Genomic DNA, 20,376 nt, shown 5'->3' with positions numbered 1-20,376 from the left:
CGGACGCGGGAAATCAGTCCAGATCGTCGTGCCGCATGAGCTGACGGCCCGCTTCGGTGATCGATCCGGACAGCGACGGGTACACAGAGAACGTCAGCGCCAGGTGGTCCACCGTCAGCTGGTTCTGCACGGCCAGCGCGATCGGCAGGATCAGCTCGCTCGCCGACGGCGCGACCACCACGCCGCCGACCACCACGCCGGTGGCGGGGCGGCAGAACAGCTTCACGAAACCGCGGCGCAGGCCTTCCATCTTCGCGCGCGCGTTGGTGGCCAGCGGCAGCATGATCGTGCGCGCGGGCACCTCGCCGGAATCGATCGCCTGCTGGCTGATCCCGACGGTCGCGATTTCCGGGTGGGTGAACACGTTCGCCGCGACGGTCTTGAGCTTGATCGGCGCGACCCCCTCGCCCAGCGCGTGCCACATCGCGATGCGGCCCTGCATGCTCGCCACGGACGCGAGCATCAGCACGCCCGTGCAGTCGCCCGCCGCGTACACGCCGGGAACGCTCGTGCGCGACACCCGGTCCACCGCGATGAAACCGCCGGGGCCGGGCTCGATGCCGACGCGGTCGAGGCCGATGTCGGCGGTGTTCGGGATGGACCCGACGGTCATCAGCGCGTGGCTTGCCTCGATCACGCGACCGTCGGCCAGGTGAACTTCGACGCCCTTCTCGGTGCGCTCGACGCGTTCCGCACGGGCCTGCTTGGCCACCGTGGTGCCGCGCTGGGTGAAGACCTCTTCGAGCACCGCGGCCGCGTCCGCGTCCTCGTGCGGCAGCACGCGGTCGCGGCTCGACACGACGGTGACCTTCACGCCCATCTCGGTGTACGCGGAGGCGAACTCGGCGCCGGTGACGCCCGATCCGATCACCGCGAGGTGCTCGGGCAGTTCGGTGAGGTCGTACAGCTGCCGCCAGTCCAGGATCCGCTCGCCGTCCGGGACCGCGCCGGGCAGCACGCGCGGGGTGGCTCCGGTGGCGATCAGCACGACGTCCGCGGACAGCGATTCCACTTTCCCGTCCGAGTGCGTGACTTCCACCGTGTGGGTGGCCAGACCGGGCTCGTCGTCGGCGAACCGGGCTTCGGCGGTGATCACGCGCACGCCCTCGCGCTGCACGCGGGCGCGGATGTCGGCCGACTGCGCGAGCGCGAGGCCTTTCACCCGCCCGTGGACAGTCGGCAGGTCGACGGTGGTGTCCGCGAGATCGGTGTTGATGCCCAGCTCGCCGAGGTCGTGCATCTTCGCGAGCGCGCCGGACGAGGCGATGAACGTCTTCGAGGGCACGCAGTCGTAGAGGACACAGGCGCCGCCCAGGCCGTCCCGCTCGACGATCGTCACGTCGGCGCCGTGCTGCGCCGCGACCAAGGCGGCTTCGTAGCCCGCCGGGCCGCCACCCATGATCACGATCCTGGTCACCTGGGTCCTCCTATGTCACACGTGCTTGGCGGTGGCTCTGACCCTACGCGGCGAACCTGACCGGCAAGCGAAGTGCCCGGACACGGCATGTGCATCCCGGCGCGGCGGAGAGAGGTCGCTAGGCTGTGCCGCGTGCCGTTGTATGCCGCTTACGGATCCAACATGGAGCCCGCCCAGATGCTGGAGCGCGCCCCGCACTCGCCCATGGCGGGCACCGGCTGGCTGGAAGGCTGGCGGCTGACCTTCGGCGGCGAGGACATCGGGTGGGAAGGCGCGCTGGCCACCATCGTCGAGGACCCGTCGTCGCGGGTGTTCGTGGTGCTGTACGACGTGACCGCGCTCGACGAGGAACGGCTCGACCGCTGGGAAGGCGGCGAGCTGGGGATGCACACGAAGATCCGGCTGCGGGTCCAGACGATGGACGGCTCGGTGCTGGCCTGGCTGTACGTCCTGGACGCCTACGAGGGCGGCCTGCCCTCGGCGCGGTATCTCGGGGTGCTGGCGGACGCCGCGGAGGCGGCCGGGGCCCCGGCGGACTACGTGGACGATCTGCGCACCCGGCCGTGCACCGGGATCAGCGGCTGACGCTCACTGTCTTAACTGTCCGTGAAGGGCTCCTTGCGGGAATCTGATTCCCTCAAGGAGCCCTTCACGGACTTTCAGCCATTCGCTGGACGAACGACCGCGGCCGCTTCGACCTCGCCGCGGGCTGTCCGGAACGCTCTTTTCCGGAGTCATCCACACCCGCGGTAGCAGAGGGCCGAAAGTTGTCCCCAACGGTGTCGCCCTGTGGATAACTCCGTGCGACCGGGCCGTCCGCGGCCTCGCAGCACAGCCGCCCAATACCACACGGCAGAGGCTCACTCACACGGGCATCCGCCACCGCAGAGCGCAGGAAAAATAGCAGTCCGTCACCAAATATGACGGCAGAAATCAGGTCAGCGCAGCACCGCGAGCAGCCTCGGATTCCGCCAAAGCCGTTGCCGCACAACACGAAATCCACCGAAGGCAACCGACGGACCACCGGCCCACCCGGGTAGTGCAAAAGTCCGAAATTACTCTCGGTGAACGGGCCAGAGCAGTGGCTTTGGCGGTCTAGACCACAGTGGGTAATTCCCCGCTGACACCCCCGCACGAGGGGTACCTCTCACCCGCCTGAGTTATCCACATAGGCGCGATCCCTGTGGATAACTCAGGCCAGCGAGGCCAGTGCGGTGTGCACCAAAGTGCGGACTCCGACGAGCAGCGCACGCTCGTCGAGGACGAACGTCGGACGGTGGATGTCGGCCTGCGGAGCGGGCGGACCGGACCACACGCCGAGCCGGGCGAAGGCCCCGCCGACGTGCTCCAGATACCAGCCGAAGTCCTCGCCGCCGGACGACTGTTCCGTCCCGGCGAGCCCCGCTTCGCCGACCGCCGCCTCGACCCCGGCGCGCATCAGCGCGGTCGACTCCGCGTCGGAGACGACGGGCGGCACCCCGCGCCGGTAGTCCAGCGAGAAGCCGACGCCGGTCGGGGCCAGCAGCGATTCCACCGACGACGCGACGAGCGGCTCCAGCGCCTTCCACACCTCGTGGTCGGCCGTCCGCAGCGTGCCGCGCAGGACGCCGTCCTGCGGGACCGCGTTCGCGGCCTGTCCGGCGTGCACCGCGCCCCACACCAGCACCGTGCCGGAGCGCGGGTCGACGCGCCGGGACAGCACCGACGGCAGCGACGTAATGACCGTGCCGAGCGCGTACACCAGGTCCGCGGTGAGATGCGGCCGCGAGGTGTGCCCGCCGGGCGAGGTGAGGCGCAGTTCGATCAGGTCGGCGGCGGACGTCAGCGCGCCGACCCGGGTGCCGACCTTGCCCGCTTCGAGCCGCGGGTCGCAGTGCAGGCCGTAGATCCGCTCGACGCCCTCCAGCGCTCCCGCGGCGATCATGTCCAGCGCGCCGCCGGGCATGACCTCCTCCGCGGGCTGGAAGATCAGCCGCACGCGGCCGGGCAGCTCGGGCGCGCCGGCGAGCGCGCGGCCGGCGCCGAGCAGGATCGCGGTGTGCGCGTCGTGGCCGCACATGTGCGCCGCGCCCTCGGTGGTGGAGGAGTACGGCAGGCCGGTGTCCTCGGTCAGCGGCAGCGCGTCGATGTCCGCGCGCAGCGCCACGCAGCGCTCGCCCTTGCCGATGTCGCACACCACGCCGGTGCCGCCGGGCAGCACCCACGGCTTGAGCCCGACCCGGCGCAGCAGCGAGACGATCAGCTCGGTCGTCGCGAACTCGTCGCGCGACAGCTCGGGGTGGGCATGGATGTGCCGCCGCCACGCGAGCACGTCGGTCGCGTTCGCGCGCAGCCAGTCGTCCAGCCAGAACGGGCCGCGGCCCGCGCCAAGGTCTTCCACCGGAGCCATGCTGACGCCGACGTCCGTCAGCAGCGCGCCGGGCGCCGCGATCGGGTTGTGGTCACCTGGAACGTCCGGCCGTGAATCCAGCACCGTCACGCCGCACCTCCTCCTGCAACACGAGCGCAGGGGAACACGCAACGTGCCGATCGATCTGTCTTACGCATTGCAGTCGATCGTGCACCATGCAGGTGGCAAGCGGCGGTGCGCTGCGCTTCGACCAAGACGGCCGGTAGAAGATCTGCGGCGAACGGCTGATGAAGTTCGGCGTGGGTGAACGCCGGAAAGCTCAGCCGCCTTGGGCCTTGCGGCGCTTGATGCGGTGACGGCGGCCGAAGTACACGATGGCGAGCAGCACCACCGCGGCCCCGCCGGCGACGAGGTTCTTCTTCGTCTTGTCGGCGTTGGCCTTGTCGGTCTGCGACGGGTCCAGCACCGGTCCCGGCTGGACCTGGCGGTGCGCGTTCACCTGCGTGATCGCCGTCTCAGCCGACGCGGAGACCGAGGCCGGAGCCGGGGTCGCCGCGGAAGCCGCCGCCGGCAGCACCCCGGTGAGCAGCACGCCGAGCAGACCGGCCAGCAGCAGTCCCCGCACCTTCGCCATGACTTCCCTTCTACGCCGTCCCCGTGCATTGTGCCCGCCGAAGCGCGGACGCGTCAGCCGCCACGCGGTGGAGCCGGGTCCGCTCGCCTCGTGCTGACGACCGCCGGGCGCAGCAAGCCCCGGATACGGTCAAAAGGCACTTGCGCGCACGGCGGTTTTTCTTCTTGGACGACGTTCAAGAAGAGGGTTCCGCGAACGCGTCCAAGATCCGCTGCGCGGCCAGCGTGGCGGTGAGTTCCCCGTCGCGCACCGCCCGTTCCACGTCGGCGACCTGCGCGCGGACGGCCGGATGCGCGGTGAGCCGGTCGAGCAGCTGCTCGCGGACCATCGACCACGTCCAGTCGACCTGCTGCCGTTTGCGCCGCTCGCCAAGATCACCCGATTCGGTGAGCACCTCGCGGTGCCTCCCGATCGCCGCCCACACCTCGTCGAGTCCGCTGCCTTCGAGTCCGCTGCACGTGAGCACCGGCGGCGTCCACAGCGCGTCCTTGCCGTAGATCATCCGCAGCGCGCCCTGCAGCTCGCGCGCGGCACGTTTGGCGTCGCGTTCGTGCGGACCGTCGGCCTTGTTCACGGCGATCACGTCGGCGAGTTCCAGCACGCCCTTTTTGATGCCCTGCAACTGGTCGCCGGTGCGCGCGAGGGTCAGGAAGAGGAAGCAGTCGACCATGTTCGCCACGGTCACCTCGGACTGTCCGACCCCGACCGTCTCCACCAGCACGACGTCGAAGCCGGCCGCTTCCATCAGCACGATCGTCTCGCGCGTCGCGCGGGCGACGCCGCCGAGCGTGCCGGACGTCGGCGACGGCCGGATGAACGCCTTCGGGTCGACCGCCAGCCGCGCCATCCGGGTCTTGTCGCCGAGGATCGAACCGCCGGTGCGGGTCGACGACGGGTCGACGGCCAGCACCGCGACCCGGTGCCCGGCCGAGGTGAGGTCGGTGCCGAGCTGATCGATAAATGTCGACTTGCCGACTCCGGGCACGCCGGTGATGCCGACGCGTTTCGCCCCGCCCGCGTGCGGGAGCAGTTCGACCAGCAGCTCCTGCGCTTGCCGCCGGTGGTCCTCGCGATGCGATTCGACCAGCGTGATGGCCTTGGACAGGGTTCCCCGGTCGCCCGCGAGCACGCCCTTGGCGTATTCGCCGACGTCGATCCGCCGCGGCAAGGTTCAGGACTCCTGCGCGGCCAGCTGCTGGAGCAGGTCGATCGCGGCGTCCGCGAGCACCGTGCCCGGGCCGAAGATCGCCGCCGCACCCGCTTCGCGCAGTTCGGGGTAGTCCTGCGGCGGGATCACGCCGCCGACCACGACCATGATGTCCTCGCGGCCCAGCTCGGCCAGTTCGTGGCGCAGCGCGGGCACCAGCGACAGGTGCCCGGCGGCCAGCGAGGACACGCCGATCACGTGCACGTCGGCTTCCGACGCCTGGCGCGCGACCTCGGCCGGGGTAGAGAACAGCGGGCCGACGTCGACGTCGAAGCCGAGGTCGGCGAAGCCGGTGGCGATCACCTTCTGGCCGCGGTCGTGGCCGTCCTGGCCCATCTTCGCGACGAGGATCCGCGGGCGGCGGCCTTCCTCCTCGGCGAATTTATCGACCAGCTCGCGTGCCTTCTCGACGTTGTCCGACTTCCCCACCTCTTCCCGGTACACGCCGGAGATCGTGCGGATCTGGCCGGAGTGGCGGCCCCAGTTCTTTTCCAGGGCGTCGGAGATCTCGCCGACGGTGGCCTTCGCGCGCGCGGCGTTGATGGCCAGCTCGAGCAGGTTGCCGTTGTTCTGCGCGCCTTCGGTGAGGCGGCGCAGTGCGTCCTCGGTGGCCTGCGGGTCGCGTTCTTCGCGCAGCCGACGCAGCTTCTCCAGCTGCTGTGCGCGTACGCCCGCGTTGTCGACCTTCAGCACGTCGATCTGTTCGTCGTCGGTGACCTGGTACTTGTTCACGCCGATGACCGGCTGTCGTCCCGAGTCGATGCGCGCCTGCGTACGCGCAGCTGCCTCTTCGATGCGCAGCTTCGGGATGCCTTCATCGATCGCGCGCGCCATGCCGCCCGCGCCCTCGACTTCGGTGATGTGGCCCCACGCCTTGCGCGCGAGGTCGTAGGTGAGCTTCTCGACAAACGCGCTGCCGCCCCACGGGTCGATGACGCGCGTGGTGCCGGATTCCTGCTGCAGCAACAGCTGTGTGTTGCGCGCGATCCGTGCGGAGAAGTCGGTGGGCAGTGCGAGCGCTTCGTCGAGAGCGTTGGTGTGCAACGACTGCGTGTGCCCCTGGGTGGCTGCCATCGCCTCGACGCACGTACGCGTGACGTTGTTGAAGACGTCCTGCGCGGTGAGAGACCAGCCGGACGTCTGAGAGTGCGTACGCAGCGACAGCGACTTCTGCGACTTCGGGTCGAACTGCTTCACCAGCTTCGCCCACAGGAGGCGCGCCGCGCGGAGCTTCGCCACCTCCATGAAGAAGTTCATGCCGATGGCCCAGAAGAACGACAGCCGCGGCGCGAACTTGTCGACGTCCAGCCCGGCCTCGACGCCCGCGCGGATGTACTCGACGCCGTCCGCGAGCGTGTACGCCAGCTCCAGGTCGGCAGTCGCTCCGGCCTCCTGCATGTGGTAGCCGGAGATGGAGATCGAGTTGTACTTCGGCATGTGCTGCGAGGTGTAGGCGAAGATGTCGGAGATGATCCGCATCGACGGCTGCGGCGGGTAGATGTAGGTGTTGCGGACCATGAACTCCTTGAGGATGTCGTTCTGGATGGTCCCCGCGAGCTGCTCCGGCTTCACCCCCTGCTCCTCGGCCGCGACGACGTACAGCGCGAGCACCGGCAGCACCGCGCCGTTCATCGTCATCGAGACGGACATCTTGTCGAGCGGGATGCCGTCGAACAGCTGGCGCATGTCGTAGATCGAGTCGATCGCCACGCCGGCCATGCCGACGTCGCCGGACACACGCGGGTGGTCGGAGTCGTAGCCGCGGTGCGTGGCGAGGTCGAACGCGACCGACAGGCCCTTCTGCCCGGCCGCGAGGTTGCGGCGGTAGAAGGCGTTCGACTCCTGCGCGGTGGAGAACCCGGCGTACTGGCGGATCGTCCACGGCTGGTTGACGTACATCGTCGGGTACGGCCCGCGCAGGTACGGCGCGATGCCCGGGTACGTGCCGAGGAAGTCCACATCGGACAGATCGGCGGCGGTGTAGACCGGCTTCACGCCGATGCCCTCGGGCGTTTCCCAGGCCAGCGCGTCCGGACCCTTGCCAGTGGCGTCCTGCACGGCCTGTGCCCACGCCGCGCGGTCGCCCGGTTCCGGCGTGCCGAGCGGGATGTCGGCGAAATTCGGGATGCTCATGCGGAGACTCCCAGCTGTGCGTGGAGGCTGGTCAGGATTTCGAGCGCGTCGCACCCGGCGTACAGATTGCCGCTGATTCCGTCGTAGGTTCCCTTGCCCGCCAACAGCACGCTGTCCGCGCCGAGCGAAGCCGCGACGGATGCGGCCTGTTCCTCGTACGCGGCGTCAGTGCCGCAGACGCAGGCGATCTTCGCGCCGCTCTCGCGGAACGCGCCGGGCAGGTCGTCGGTCGCGCCGGGGTTCACCGCCTCGATGCCGCCCGCCTGCAGCAGGTTCGTCGCGAAGGACGCGCGAGCGGTGTGCGCGGCGACCGGCCCCAGCGTGGCCAGGAAAACCTTCGGCCGCTCGCCGTGCTCGGCGAGGTAGGCGTCGGACGCGTCGCGCAGCTTCTCGTACTCCTCGGCGTACCGGTGCCGCGGCAGGCCGCCGTCCACAGTGGACGGAAGCGGGTCGCGCACGACCGGCTTTTCCTCCAGGTTCGGGAACTCGCTGACGCCGGTGAGCGGGTCGCGCCGGGTGGCGAGGCGGCTCGCGCGCTTCTCCCAGGTCCGCGCCAGCCGTCCGGCCAGCGCGCCGGAGGCCAGTTCGGCCTCGATGCCGCCCGCCGCCTCGATCGCGGTGAACTCGCGCCACGCGGCTTCGGCGAGTTCGCCGGTGAGCTTCTCGACGTACCAGGAGCCGCCCGCCGGGTCGATCACGCTGCCCAGCTTCGACTCTTCGATGAGGATCGCGTTGGTGTTGCGGGCGATCCGCGAGGAAAACGCGTCCGGCAGGCCGATCGCCGCGTCGAACGGCAGCACGGTGACCGCGTCCGCGCCGCCGACCCCGGCCGCGAAGCAGGCGACGGTGGTGCGCAGCATGTTCACCCACGGGTCGCGCTGGGTGAACATCGACGGCGACGTGACCGCGTGCTGGTGCATCCCGCGCGCTTCCGCGGCCACCCCGGAGACCTCGAGGACGCGGTCCCACAGCCGGCGCGCGGCACGGAATTTGGCGATGGTCAGGAACTGGTCCGCGGTCGCGGCGAGCCGGAACTCGATCTGCGCGGCCGCCGCGGCGACGTCCAGGCCCGCCTCGGTGAGCGCACGCAGATAAGCGACGCCCGCCGCGATCGTCGCGCCGAGTTCCTGTGCGTCCGAGCCGCCTGCCTCGTGAAACGGCAGCCCGTCGGCGACGATCGTGCGGACCTTGGGGTACTTGGGGGCAACCTTCGCGGCCAATGCGGCGGCCGGACCGAGCGGCAGCGCCTGTCCGGTGCGCGCCGAGGCGCCGAGCGGATCCGCGCCGAGCGTGCCGACGGCTTCGCTGGCCGGGACCTCGCGTTCGGCGAAGAGGTCGAGAAGCGCCTGAGCAGCGGTTTCGTACTCCGCGCCGGCGTCGAGGACGATCGGCGCGAGGCCGACGTACACCTCGTTCAGCGCGTCCGCGAGCGCGGAGATCGGGAGCGAACCCTCGCCGAGCCGCAGCCAGACCGAGGACGCGCCGCCTTCGAGGTCGGCGAGGATCGCCGCGTTCGCCGCGCGGGCGTCTTCGCGCTGGTGCCGGACCCGGATGTCCCACCCGGTGCCGACGACGCCTTCCGGCCGGGAGCCGCGCACGAACGGCGGGAGCCCCGGGAAGCCGAGGTCGCCGCCCGCGTCGTCGGCGGTGTACAGCGGCTGGATCTCGATGCCGTCGTAGGTGCGGGAGACGAGCTTGCTCTCCGGCGCACCCGCGAAATCCTCGGGCAGTCTGCCGCTCTTGCGCAGCACTCCCGCCACCAGCTCCTGCCACTGGGCGCGGTCCGCGGTGGGGAACTCCGCCGCGAGCGCGAGCCGGGGCTCGGAGGTCGGCGCCGACTCCGGACCAGCCACGTTCGTCATAACCTGTGATGGTAGAGGCAGGCCACCACCCGCACCTGTGACTCTGCTCGCCCCCCGTACGGGTGAACTCAGGGGTAGCGGTGCTGGGTCGAAGACTGACGGCGGGGTGGGCCACAATCATGGGGTGCCCTCGGAGAGCAGCGACCTGGACCAGCCCGGCAACACCGACAGCACCGGCTCCGCGAACGCCGAGCCGTCGACCGGCGGCGACCAGCCGCGGGTAGTCGCCGGACGCTACCGGCTGCGGTCGGTTCTGGGGTCGGGGTCGATGGGCACGGTCTGGTCGGCCTACGACGAGTTCCTGCACCGCCCGGTCGCGGTCAAGGAGATGAAGGTGCCGCCGGGCATTCCCGCGGAGCAGGCGGACGAACTCCGCGAGCGCACGCTCCGCGAGGCCCGCGCGATCGCCGTCCTGTCGCACCCGAACGTCATCACGCTGCACGACGTCGCCCGCGAAAACGACGCCCCGTTCGTCGTGATGGAGCTGCTGCCGTCGCGAAGCCTCGCGCACCTGCTGCGCGACCACGGCCCGCTGACTGTCGAGCAGGCCGCCGCGGTCGGCATCGCGGTCGCCGCCGCCCTCGAAGCAGCCCACGACGCAGGCATCACGCACCGCGACGTCAAACCGGGCAATGTCCTGGTCGCAAGTGACGGCCGGATCAAGCTGACCGACTTCGGCATCGCCCGCAACGTCTCCGAAGCCACCATGACAAGAACCGGCATCATGCTCGGTTCGCCCGCGTACATCTCGCCGGAGGTCGCGTCCGGCGGTGCGGTCACCCCGAGCGCCGACCTGTGGGGCCTCGGCGCGACGCTCTTCGCGGCGGTGGAAGGCGCACCCCCGTACGACGCGGACGGCGACCCGCTGGAAACCGTCGGCAAGGTCGTGAACGGCAAGGTCCCGCGCCCGAAGCCGGGCCCGCTGGCCGACGTCATCACCGCGCTGATGAAGAAGGAGCCGGAAAAGCGGATCTCCCTGCGCGAGGTCCGCCACCGGTTGTATCCGAAGCAGACCAAGGCCACCGTGGACCTGTTCGGCCCAGAACTGTTCCGCACGCCAGACGGCAAGAAAACGGCCGCCCACCTGGACGCCACCGACACCCAGGTGATCAAGACGGTCGCCCCGAAGCCGGACTCGCCGGAGCAACCCGCCGCCCTCGCCGCGGACCCCGGCCCGCTGCCGTTCATGCGCTCGGGAAACACCGGCTCCTACCGCCCCGCTCCCGCCCTGCCGCCTCCGCCGCCGCTGCCTGCCCCGCTGCCGCCGCCACCCCCACGCCGCAGCACCAAAGCGACGGCCCTGCTGGCAGTGGCCTCCATGGTCCTGTTCGCCCTGGCCTGCGGCGGCGGTTTCGCACTGGCCCGGGTAGTGAGCGGCCAGAACCTGCTGCCGCCGCAAGCCCCGGAATCCGGAGTACTGGCCACCGTCGGCACAGTCGGCGGCTCGTCGCAGCCCCTGAAACTGGTCCCGCAACACGCGAACGCAAGCTCAACGGCAAACGTCACGCGCGACAGCGAATACACCCTCTCGGTGCCAGAAGGATGGCAACGCTTCATCGCCTCGAGGAAATCCACGTACGGCACCTCAACGGTAGTCCAGTACATCTCCCCGGACGGCCGCCAATCCCTGCGCCTGGAACGAATCCCGAACTTCTACGAAAAGTATTCCCTGGGCGACGCACTGAGCGCACTGCGCTCCTCAGGTTCCCAGGATTCATTCACCTTCGCCCGCGGCCCCGCACAAACCCCCAACGGCACCGAAGTCATGTTCCGCGCAGTAGAACGAGCGCAAAGCAACGCCAGCGCAATAACCCGAGCAACCTTCGCGCTGCTCAAGCAATCAGACAACACCTTGTGGCTACTGTCCCTGACAGCCCCCGCAGAACAAGAAGACACCGCATCAACAACCTTCAGCCAAATAGCACCAACTCTGTCTTTTCCAGCAACTTCATAAAAACCGCCACCGACGCACCCAAACAGCGAGGCACCCAGCCCCTCCCCCACCCCCGATACGAAGCCTCCCTGCGGTCTGGGGGTGCTTGTCAAGGCATCTTTCCCGCCTTGACAAGCACCCCCAGACCGTCAGCACAATAAAAATTCGGGGTGCCCCGCGCAACCCCAGACTGCAATGTCGCCCGCCAGGGCGACGAGCAGCCCACGAACTCACCCCACCGAATACCGCCGCGCAGTCTCCGCAGCCTGAGCCAACCTCCGCAACCCCTCAAACAACCGATCCCCCAATACAGTCCCCACCACCGCCGCCTCGACAATCCGATCCATAGACCCCACGGCGTCCAAAGTATCCAAATCAGCCCCAGCAATCCGATCAGCCAATTCCGCATACCGCTCCAGCTGATCCAGCAATGCCTGATGCCCCAACCCCCGAATCGCGCAAACCGTCCCCACCAGCGATTCCACCGCCGGATCACCCGCCCCGAACTTCCAGCCGCGCTCCCGGGCAATGGGCCCCAGCAACCCCACGGCCCACTCCCGGTCCTCGCCGGAAACCTCCACCGCGACCCCGGTCAACGCCCTCTGCATCACCCCCAGAACGTCGTAAGCGACCTGATCGGAATCCACCGCCGCGACCACCTCCCGCACGGTGGCCACCGAGAGCCCGCCGACGTCCACCAACGCCCGGATCAGCCGCAACCGCCGCACGTGCTCCTCGCCGTAGCGGGCCTGATTGGGACTGGTCCGCTCCCCGGCCGGAAGCAACCCCTCCCGCAGGTAGTACTTGATCGTCGCCACCGGAATCCCGGACTCGGCGCTCAGTTCAGCCATCCGCACCCGCACGACCCTACTTCCGGACTTCCGGGAAAAACCCTGAGGACCTCTCAGGATGGATAGTTTAACTTTCCAAAGTGGAGAGCAGCACTATCCATCCTGGGAGGACCTCATGACCAGCACCGTCGACCCACCCGCGACGACGTTGCCCACCGCACGGATGCGCACCTGGCACCGTCCGTCGCTGTGGTTCGCCGCCGCGATGGCCGTCGCGACCGTGCTGACCGTCGCGGCGATGCTGATCGACCAGCGGACCCTGCTCGGCGCTCCGGTGTGGGCGAAACCGTTCAAGTTCGCCGTGTCCGGCGCGCTGTACTACTTCACCTGGAGCTGGCTCGTCTCGCTGCTGCGCGGACGGTTGCGCAAGGTCGCGAGCGTCGCCACGACCGTCTCCGTCGTGCTGTTCGCCGGCGAATACGCGGCGATCGTGTTCCAAGCGGCCCGCGCCCGGCCGAGCCACTTCGCGAACACGTCGCCGTTCGACTCCGCCCTGTTCCAGGCCATGGGCATGATGGTGGCCGGAATCTGGCTCGCCACCCTCGTGGGCACCGTGGTGCTCATGTTCACCCGGATCGAGGACCGCCCGGTGTACTGGGCGGTGCGCACCAGCGCGGTCGTCGCGCTGATCGGCGCCGGGCTCGGCGCGACCATGACCCGGCCGACCCCGATCGAACGGGCCGCGATCGAGGCCACCGGCCATTCCGACCTCATCGGCGCGCACAGCGTCGGCGTCGCGGACGGCGGCCCCGGTCTGCCGCTGCTCGGCTGGAGCACCACCGGCGGCGACCTGCGCATCGCGCACTTCGTCGGCCTGCACGCCCTGCAGGCGTTGCCGCTCTTGGCGTTCGGGCTGGCGGTGCTCGCGACGCGGCTGCCCCGGCTGCGCGAGAGCGCGGTGCGCGTGCGGCTGGTGTGGACGGGTTCGGTCGGCTATGCGGGTCTCGTCGGCCTGCTCCTGTGGCAGGCCGAACGCGGCGAACCGCTCATCCACCCGAGCGGCACGACGCTGGCCGCCGCCGGACTGCTCGTCGGCGTCCTCGCGGCGGCCGCCGCGGCGTCGGTGCTGGTGCCGGTCCGGAAGGCGGTCCGGTGAGCGACCTCACCGTCTTCGCCTGGACGTTCCCGGTCGCGGTTCCGTTCTGGGCGCTGATGATCTTCCTGCCCGGCTGGCGCGGCACCCGCCGGATCCTGGCCTCGCCGTGGGTGCCGCTGCTGCCGCTGGTCTGGTACTTCGTGCTGGCGATCCCGCATTTCGGCGAACTGTGGCACGCCATGCAACGGCCGGATCTCGGGGTGCTGCAAGGGTTTCTGAGCAGTTCGTACGGGGCGGCGCTGGTCTGGGCGCACCTGATCGCGTTCGACCTGTTCATCGCGCGCTGGATGTTCTTCGAGGCGCGCACGCACCGGATCCCGTGGTGGGTGCTCAGCCCGCTGCTCCTGCTGACGATCTTCCTGTCGCCGTTCGGCCTGGTCGCGTTCCTCGTCGTGCGCAGCGCCCGGATACGCTCGGCGGCATGAGCAACCTGGAGGAGGCGGCCGCGGCCGTCATCGCCGAGCGCACCGGCGTCGAGAAGCACGACATCGCCGTGGTGCTGGGTTCGGGCTGGCGTCCGGCCGCGGACGTGATCGGAACCGCCGACGCGGAGATCCCGTTCGGCGAGCTGCCGGGCTTCACCCCGCCCGGAGCCGTCGGCCACGGCGGCACGGTGCGGTCGTTGCGGGTCGGCGACAAGCGCGCGCTGGTCCTGCTCGGCCGTACGCATTTCTACGAGGGCAAGGGCATCGAGCCGGTCGTGCAGAACGTGCGCACGGCCGCGGCGGCGGGCGCACGGACGGTGCTGCTCACCAACGCGGCGGGCGGGCTGCGCGCGGGCATGAACGTGGGGCAGCCGGTGCTGATCGCCGACCACCTCAACCTGACCGCGCGCTCCCCGATCGTCGGCGCGAACTTCGTCGACCTGACCGACCTCTACGCGAAGCGGCTGCGCGACCTGGCGCGGGAGATCGACGATTCGCTGGAGGAGGGCGTGTACGCGGGCCTGCCCGGGCCGCACTTCGAGACGCCCGCCGAGATCCGGATGCTGCGCAACATGGGCGCGGACCTGGTCGGGATGTCGACCGTGCTGGAGGCGATCGCCGCCCGCGCGGCCGGGCTCGAGGTGTTCGGGCTCTCGCTGGTCACCAACCTGGCCGCGGGCATGACCGGCCAGCCGCTCAACCACGAGGAAGTCCTCGAAGCCGGACGGCAGTCGGCGACGCGGATGGGCTCGCTGCTGAAGGAACTCGTCGCCCGCGCGTGAGTTTCGGCTAGCGCCCCAATGCCACATTGGGTGCATCCCACGCACCCAATGTGGCGTTCGGTGCGTTGAGCGCACCCAATGCCACATTGGGGCGCAAGCGGCTCAGGTGTACTGCGGCAGCTGCGCGGCCACTTCCTCCGGCGAGGGCATCCCCGAGACCTCCTCGGCCAGCCGACGCACCGCCTCCGCCACCGTGTGGTCGGCCAGCAATCGTCCGGCTGACTCGCGGACCGCGTCCGTCGTCAGTTCGTCGCCGACCAGTTTCGCGCCCGCACCGGCTTCGACCACCGCGTCCGCGTTGGTGAACTGGTCCGCGCCCTGCGGCAGCACCAGCTGCGGCACCCCCGCGCTGAATGCGCCGAGCGTCGTCCCGCTGCCGCCGTGATGCACCACCAGATCGACGTGCGGCAGCAGTTCCGACTGCGGCACCCACGCCTCCAGCCGCACATTCGACGGCACCTCGCCGAGCGCCGCGACGTCAACGGCCGGGCCGGTGGCCACCAGCACGTCCACGTCGAGTGCGGCCAGTCCCTGCAACGCCGAGGTCAGCAGGTGTGCCTGGCTGGCTCCGGTGGTGCCGAGCGTCAGGTACGCGAGCGGGCGGCTCCGGTCGCGGCCTTCGATGCCGGACGGCAGCTCGCCCGGTTCGCTCCAGCCGACCGGGCGCAGCGGCACGCGCCGGGCCTCGGCGAGGAACTCCGGTGCCTGCACCGACGGCGGGCAGATGTCCACGAACGGGTGGCCCCAGAACGACTTGTTGCTGCCGTCGAGGCCGACCTCGGCGGCGAACGCGTCGATCCGCTCGATGATGTGGCCCATCGGGCCGTCGGAGGAAACCCGGCCGAATCCGTGTGCGACCGCGGGAATCCCGGCCTGATGCGCGGCGAAAGCCCCGCCCGGGTTGCCCATTTCGTACACCACCAGGTCCGGTTTCCACTCCGCGAGAACCGGGGCGAGGTCGGTCATGAACCGGGTGGGCAGCAGGTGTCCGAAGGCTTTGCCGATCGCCTCGTTCAGCTCCTCCTGCGGGACCTCGTAGCGGCTGCGGGTGTCTCCGGCGAAGACCTGGCCGAACGCCTCCTGCAGCGTCAGCCCGGCGGCGGCGGGTTCGAGCCCGGCCTTCTCGAGAGTCGGGTGAAAATCGGACGCGGTCGCGAAAACCACCTCGTGTCCCGCGTCGCGCGCGGCGGAGGCGAGCGGCAGCAACGGATAGACGTGTCCGTAAGACGCGAGGGAAGTGAAAAGTATGCGCACCACCCGAGCGTATCGTCAGCCACCACCGGGTTTCCGGATCCGCGTAAGCTGGCCCGGGTGTCCGACAGCCTCGATTCCCGCCTCCGCGATTCCGTCTACCGCTGGATCACCGACGACCCGGATCCCGCGTCGCGCGAGGAACTGACCGCCGCCCTCGCCCGCGCGATGGGCAAGGAGCCCGGCGCGCTCGAGGAGATCGCCGACCGGATGGCCGGGCCGCTGGAGTTCGGGACCGCGGGTCTGCGCGGGCCGGTGCGCGCGGGGCCGAACGGGATGAACGTCGCGGTCGTCACGCGCACCACCGCGGGCGTCGCCGCGTGGCTCGCCGCGCAGGGGCACGCGGGCGGCGTGGTCGTGATCGGCCGCGACGCGCGGCACGGTTCGGAAGCGTTCGCCACCGCGGCGGCTGAGGTGCTGACCGCTGCCGGGTTCGCGGTGAAGGTGCTGCCGCAGCCGTTGCCGACGCCGTTGCTGGCCTTCTCGGTGCTGCACTACAGCGCGGTCGCCGGAATCCAGATCACCGCGTCGCACAACCCGCCCGCGGACAACGGGTACAAGCTGTACGACGCCACCGGCGGACAGATCGTGCCGCCGTCAGACGGCGAAATCGAGCGCGCGATCCAGTCGGCCCCGGCCGCCCGGAGCATTCCGCGGACGCCCGGAGCCGAGGTCGTCGACCCGCGCGAGGCGTACCTGTCCGCGGTCGGCGCGCTGCCGCGAGGCACGACGCGCGAGCTGCGGATCGCCGCGACGGCGCTGCACGGCGTCGGCGCGGAGACGTTGCAGGCCGCGCTGGCCCGCGCCGGATTCACTGACGTGCACCTGGTTTCCGCCCAGTCCGAACCAGACGCCGACTTCCCCACCGTCTCGTTCCCGAACCCCGAGGAACCCGGCGCGACCGACCTCCTGCTGGCGCTGGCGTCCGAAGTGGACGCTGACCTCGCGGTGGCGCTCGACCCCGACGCCGACCGGTGCGCGCTCGGCGTCCGCGGCCCGGACGGCTGGCGGATGCTGCGCGGCGACGAAACCGGCGTCCTGCTCGGCTCGCATCTTCTGTCCACAACGGACAATCCGGATCCGTTGGTGGCCACCACGATCGTGTCCTCGTCGCTGCTCGGCGAAGTGGCGAAGGAAAAGGGCGCGCGCTACGCGGAAACGCTCACCGGGTTCAAATGGCTGGTTCGCGCGGGCGAGGGCTTGGTGTTCGCGTACGAGGAGGCGCTCGGCCTCTGCGTGAACCCGAGCTTTGTCCGCGACAAGGACGGCATCGCCGCCGCGGTCGCGGGCGCGGACCTGGCCGCCACGCTCAAGGCCGAAGGCCGCACGCTGCTGGACGTCCTCGACGACATCGCGACCCGGCACGGCGTGCACCTGACCGATCAAGTGTCGTTGCGGGTCACCGACCTTTCCGTGCGCGGACGGCTCATGGCCGCGTTGCGCTCGGACCCGCCCGCCACGCTCGGCGGGGTGCCGGTAACGCTCGAAGACCTCCTGCCGGATGCCGACGTGCTCCGGCTGAGCGGCGACGGCGTGCGGGTCGTGGTGCGGCCGTCCGGCACGGAGCCGAAACTGAAGGCGTATCTGCAAGTGGTGGCTCCGGTGACCGGCGAACTCGCCGACGCGCGCCGCGACGCGACGGAAGTGCTCGACGCGGTTCGCGAGGAGATCACCGCGCTGCTGCGCTGACGGGAGAACCATGCCAACGTTGCTCATCGTGCACCACACGCCGTCGCCGTCGATGCAGGCGATGTTCGAGGCCGCGCTCGCCGGCGCGAAACATCCGGACATCGAAGGCGTCGACGTCGTCCGCCGTCCCGCGCTCGGCGCGACGGTGGCCGACGTGCTCGCCGCGGACGGCTATCTCCTGGGCACGCCGGCGAACCTCGGCAGCATGAGCGGTGCGTTGAAGCACTTCTTCGACACCGTGTACTACCCGTGCCTGGACGCGACGAAAGGCCGCCCGTTCGGGGCGTACGTGCACGGCAACAACGACACGTCCGGGACCGTGCGGCAACTCGACGCGATCACGACCGGGCTCGGCTGGACCCGGGTGGCCGAGCCCGTGCTCGTGACGGGCGAGCCGGACAAGGCGGCGTTGGAAGCGGTGACCGAACTCGGCGGGACGCTCGCCGCGACGCTCATGTGAGCAGCGCCCTCGAGAGAACGCGAAAGCCTTTCCAGGAAAAGTAAAGAGGCCTGTCACCGGAAGCCCTGGGGGTCGACCTCCGGCAACAGGCCAGATCGAGGGTTCGCAACGAAGGCGATCAACCTCGACTACGCAAGGGTACTACAAAGAACGGATCATGACGACCCCGCAATGACAACCAAGCGTGCTCGGTTCAACCCCGAGGGCGCCGACCAGGCCCGGGAAACCCGGGAAACCTGGATTCCGCACCGTTCGCGTCCCAGTCAGCGGATCACTCGCGCCCCGTCCGGACCAACGTGCCGCCCCACTACTGTCCACTGTGGACCGACAGGTGCGACGGCCGATTCACCGGCGGCCCACTGCGGTGGGTGACGAAACCGCACTTTGTTCGCCACTCGGCGAATAAAGAAGGCGGGCGCCGGTCCGGAGACCGACGCCCGCCTCGGGAAAATCAGGCAGGCGAGACCATCGCCCGCACCGCGGCCGGAACGTCGGCCACCACGACCTGCTGCTGTTCGCGGGTAGCCAGGCTCCGGACCGTCACCCGGCCGGCCGCCCAGTCCTCCTCGCCCACGATGACGACCGCGATCGCCCCCGCCTTGTCCGCGCGAGTGAGCTCCTTGCCCAGTTTGCGCAGTTCCAGCGGGGTCGACGTGCGCAGCCCCGCCTTCCGCAGCGCTGTCGCGACATCACGGGCCGGGTCGGCCAGCTCCTCGGTGACCGGGATGACCGTGACGTCGACCTCGCTGCGCGGCTGCGGCGTGAGGCCGTGCGTGTCGAGGAAGTCCATCAGCGTCACGTCGCCCATGCCGAACCCGATGCCGGAGATCTGCTCCTTCGTGAACATCGAGGCGAGGTTGCTGTACCGGCCGCCGCCGAACAGCGCCCGGCGGTTCTGCGGCGAGGTGTCGAAGACCTCGAACACGGTCGACGTGTAGTACGCCAGCCCGCGCACGATCAGCGGCTCGTACCGGACCAGGCTCGCCGCGCTGCTGGACAGCACCTTGACCAGGTTCGATTCGGCCTTGACCGCCTCGGGCAGCTCGTCGAGCAGCGCCGGGCCGGCGCCGAGGGCCTCGGCGAGCTTCTCGTACTGCTTGTCGGACAACCCGATCTCGGCGGCACTCGCCGCGTGCTCCTCGGCCGACGTCTTCTCCCACCGGTCGACGAGCGCGAACACCTGCGGCAGGTGGTCCGGCGAGATGCCGACGACGTCGGTCAGCGCCGACGACAGCAGGTTCCGGTCGTTGACGCGCACCGCGAACATGTCGGGAGTCGCGCCGACCGCGCCCATCAGGTCGTGGATCAGCTCGAACATCTCGATCTCGCAGTTCGCGCTTTCCGAACCGAAGATGTCGGCGTTGATCTGCCAGTGCTCGCGCACGCGGCCGCGCTGCGGACGCTCGTAACGGTGGCAGTTCGGGTGGCTGTACCAGCGCACCGGGAACGACAGCGATTTCGCGTGGCCGGCGATCATCCGGGCCACCGACGGCGTCATCTCCGGGCGCAGGGCGAGCCGCTCGCCGCCGCGCGTGGTGAGCGTGTACAGCTGCTGGTCGGCGATCTCCTGGCCGGACTTCCGCTCGTAGACCTCCGCCTGCTCCAGGATCGGGCCGTCGTAGCGGAGGTAGCCGTAGCGCTCCAGCACGTCGTAGAGATGGCCGAACACCTGCACGCGGACGGACATTTCGGCGGGGAGGAAGTCTCGGGTCCCCTTGACAGGCGCAGTCGACAGGTATTCAGGCACGTCATTCAGCTTAACGACCCGGCGCCAGCCGTTTTGTCAGGGGAACGCGATGCCGTACGCGGTGAGCAGCATCGCCGCGCCGAGCAGCACCGCGCCGCCGGTCGTGACACTCATGCCGACGCGGGTGCGCAGCATCGCGAGGAAGAACCCGCCGGACTGCGCGAGCACGCCGAACAGCAGCAGGAAGCAGACGATCCAGCGCGCGGTGTCGCCGAGACCGCCGTGCTCGACCAGCTGCAGCGCGGCGAGCGTGAGGACGAGCAGCACGCCGGCGTGCGCGTGTCCGGCGCGGAAGAACCCGCGCTGCTTCTCGGTGAGGTCGCCGCGGCGCAGGACGCCGCTCAGCGCGTAACCGCCGTACATGACGGTGGGCAGCGATACGAGCGCTATGACGGTGAACAACTGGACTGGGCCGTGCAGCATGGTCGCCTCCTTGGGGTGCGAAGCGATCATAACACTGTTTTAAAACACTGTCACGAAACTGGTGGGTCCCTCATGCCGGTGGCTGTCACCCGACGGTCGAGGGATTCGAGCGGCGG

17 protein-coding genes are annotated in these 20,376 nt (G+C 69.9%); 7 read left to right on the top strand and 10 right to left on the bottom strand.

The features are described 5' to 3' along the window. Window positions 1–13 precede the first annotated feature (13 nt). Entirely contained in the window at window positions 14–1,417 is a 1,404-nt protein-coding gene (locus CU254_RS03155; RefSeq protein WP_009072684.1) for an NAD(P)H-quinone dehydrogenase, read from the bottom strand. Between the two features lie 132 nt (window positions 1,418–1,549). Between CU254_RS03155 and CU254_RS03150 the strand changes: the two genes are divergently transcribed. Then, window positions 1,550–2,002: a gamma-glutamylcyclotransferase gene (locus CU254_RS03150; protein ID WP_183124553.1), complete on the top strand. Its 453-nt coding sequence runs from the start codon at window positions 1,550–1,552 to the stop codon at window positions 2,000–2,002. Window positions 2,003–2,609: 607 nt separating this feature from the next. Here CU254_RS03150 and CU254_RS03145 read toward each other — a convergent pair. From CU254_RS03145 to CU254_RS03125, 5 genes are all read right to left on the bottom strand, one after another. Continuing rightward, window positions 2,610–3,896 carry an amidohydrolase gene (locus tag CU254_RS03145; RefSeq protein WP_037712382.1) on the bottom strand — a complete coding sequence of 429 codons (1,287 nt, stop codon included), beginning with the start codon at window positions 3,894–3,896 and terminating at the stop codon, window positions 2,610–2,612. Window positions 3,897–4,086: 190 nt separating this feature from the next. Then, the gene (locus CU254_RS03140; RefSeq protein WP_009072678.1) at window positions 4,087–4,401 is read right to left on the bottom strand and encodes a hypothetical protein; all 315 of its coding nucleotides are present in this window, start codon (window positions 4,399–4,401) and stop codon (window positions 4,087–4,089) included. Window positions 4,402–4,576: 175 nt separating this feature from the next. Further along, window positions 4,577–5,569 carry a methylmalonyl Co-A mutase-associated GTPase MeaB gene (gene meaB / locus CU254_RS03135; RefSeq protein ID WP_037712379.1) on the bottom strand — a complete coding sequence of 331 codons (993 nt, stop codon included), beginning with the start codon at window positions 5,567–5,569 and terminating at the stop codon, window positions 4,577–4,579. A gap of 3 nt (window positions 5,570–5,572) precedes the next feature. Next, window positions 5,573–7,741 carry a methylmalonyl-CoA mutase gene (gene scpA / locus CU254_RS03130; protein ID WP_009072675.1) on the bottom strand — a complete coding sequence of 723 codons (2,169 nt, stop codon included), beginning with the start codon at window positions 7,739–7,741 and terminating at the stop codon, window positions 5,573–5,575. Beyond that, window positions 7,738–9,603 carry a methylmalonyl-CoA mutase family protein gene (locus CU254_RS03125; protein ID WP_199785776.1) on the bottom strand — a complete coding sequence of 622 codons (1,866 nt, stop codon included), beginning with the start codon at window positions 9,601–9,603 and terminating at the stop codon, window positions 7,738–7,740. The genes scpA and CU254_RS03125 overlap by 4 nt, the downstream gene beginning before the upstream one ends. A gap of 241 nt (window positions 9,604–9,844) precedes the next feature. Between CU254_RS03125 and CU254_RS03120 the strand changes: the two genes are divergently transcribed. Further along, on the top strand, window positions 9,845–11,557 hold the full coding sequence (locus CU254_RS03120) for a protein kinase (protein ID WP_037716503.1): 1,713 nt from the start codon (window positions 9,845–9,847) through the stop codon (window positions 11,555–11,557). A gap of 209 nt (window positions 11,558–11,766) precedes the next feature. Here CU254_RS03120 and CU254_RS03115 read toward each other — a convergent pair whose 3' ends face one another. Next, window positions 11,767–12,387: a MerR family transcriptional regulator gene (locus tag CU254_RS03115; protein ID WP_050788385.1), complete on the bottom strand. Its 621-nt coding sequence runs from the start codon at window positions 12,385–12,387 to the stop codon at window positions 11,767–11,769. A 115-nt stretch (window positions 12,388–12,502) separates the two neighbouring features. Here CU254_RS03115 and CU254_RS03110 point away from each other — a divergent pair, with 115 nt between their 5' ends. The 3 genes from CU254_RS03110 to CU254_RS03100 are packed head-to-tail and all read left to right on the top strand — an operon-like array spanning window position 12,503 to window position 14,690. Continuing rightward, on the top strand, window positions 12,503–13,483 hold the full coding sequence (locus CU254_RS03110) for a hypothetical protein (protein ID WP_009072668.1): 981 nt from the start codon (window positions 12,503–12,505) through the stop codon (window positions 13,481–13,483). Next, entirely contained in the window at window positions 13,480–13,908 is a 429-nt protein-coding gene (locus tag CU254_RS03105) for an ABA4-like family protein (RefSeq protein ID WP_009072666.1), read from the top strand. Before CU254_RS03110 ends, CU254_RS03105 begins: the two co-directional genes overlap by 4 nt. Next, window positions 13,905–14,690, top strand: a complete 786-nt coding sequence (locus CU254_RS03100) for a purine-nucleoside phosphorylase (protein ID WP_009072664.1) — start codon at window positions 13,905–13,907, stop codon at window positions 14,688–14,690. The genes CU254_RS03105 and CU254_RS03100 overlap by 4 nt, the downstream gene beginning before the upstream one ends. Window positions 14,691–14,792: 102 nt before the next feature. On the opposite strand, the gene CU254_RS03095 is transcribed toward CU254_RS03100, so the two are convergent. After that, window positions 14,793–15,944, bottom strand: a complete 1,152-nt coding sequence (locus tag CU254_RS03095; protein WP_037716496.1) for a glycosyltransferase — start codon at window positions 15,942–15,944, stop codon at window positions 14,793–14,795. Between the two features lie 57 nt (window positions 15,945–16,001). Here CU254_RS03095 and CU254_RS03090 point away from each other — a divergent pair, with 57 nt between their 5' ends. Further along, window positions 16,002–17,630 (top strand): phospho-sugar mutase, encoded by a 1,629-nt coding sequence (locus CU254_RS03090; protein WP_037712377.1) that lies wholly within the window; start codon window positions 16,002–16,004, stop codon window positions 17,628–17,630. 10 nt (window positions 17,631–17,640) lie between these two features. After that, window positions 17,641–18,090, top strand: coding sequence for a flavodoxin family protein (locus CU254_RS03085; RefSeq protein WP_009072659.1), 450 nt, complete (start codon window positions 17,641–17,643; stop codon window positions 18,088–18,090). Between the two features lie 451 nt (window positions 18,091–18,541). Here CU254_RS03085 and hisS read toward each other — a convergent pair whose 3' ends face one another. Beyond that, window positions 18,542–19,837 (bottom strand): histidine--tRNA ligase, encoded by a 1,296-nt coding sequence (hisS, locus tag CU254_RS03080; RefSeq protein ID WP_037712375.1) that lies wholly within the window; start codon window positions 19,835–19,837, stop codon window positions 18,542–18,544. 36 nt (window positions 19,838–19,873) lie between these two features. After that, entirely contained in the window at window positions 19,874–20,257 is a 384-nt protein-coding gene (locus CU254_RS03075) for a hypothetical protein (protein WP_037716494.1), read from the bottom strand. Between the last annotated feature and the right edge of the window lie 119 nt (window positions 20,258–20,376).

Origin of the sequence: Amycolatopsis sp. AA4 (assembly GCF_002796545.1) — a bacterium.
In the GTDB taxonomy this organism is placed as follows: domain Bacteria; phylum Actinomycetota; class Actinomycetes; order Mycobacteriales; family Pseudonocardiaceae; genus Amycolatopsis.
Note: the sequence above shows the minus strand (reverse complement) of the source record. Positions and strands in the feature narration are given on the sequence as shown.

Bases quoted from the DNA above. Each gene is read 5' to 3' on its own strand.
- CU254_RS03085 (WP_009072659.1), top strand. From the start codon at position 17,641: ATGCCAACGTTGCTCATCGTGCACCACACGCCGTCGCCGTCGATGCAG.
- CU254_RS03100 (WP_009072664.1), top strand. From the start codon at position 13,905: ATGAGCAACCTGGAGGAGGCGGCCGCGGCCGTCATCGCCGAGCGCACC.
- CU254_RS03140 (WP_009072678.1), bottom strand. From the start codon at position 4,401: ATGGCGAAGGTGCGGGGACTGCTGCTGGCCGGTCTGCTCGGCGTGCTG.
- scpA (WP_009072675.1), bottom strand. From the start codon at position 7,741: ATGAGCATCCCGAATTTCGCCGACATCCCGCTCGGCACGCCGGAACCG.
- CU254_RS03115 (WP_050788385.1), bottom strand. From the start codon at position 12,387: ATGGCTGAACTGAGCGCCGAGTCCGGGATTCCGGTGGCGACGATCAAG.
- CU254_RS03110 (WP_009072668.1), top strand. From the start codon at position 12,503: ATGACCAGCACCGTCGACCCACCCGCGACGACGTTGCCCACCGCACGG.
- CU254_RS03125 (WP_199785776.1), bottom strand. From the start codon at position 9,603: ATGACGAACGTGGCTGGTCCGGAGTCGGCGCCGACCTCCGAGCCCCGG.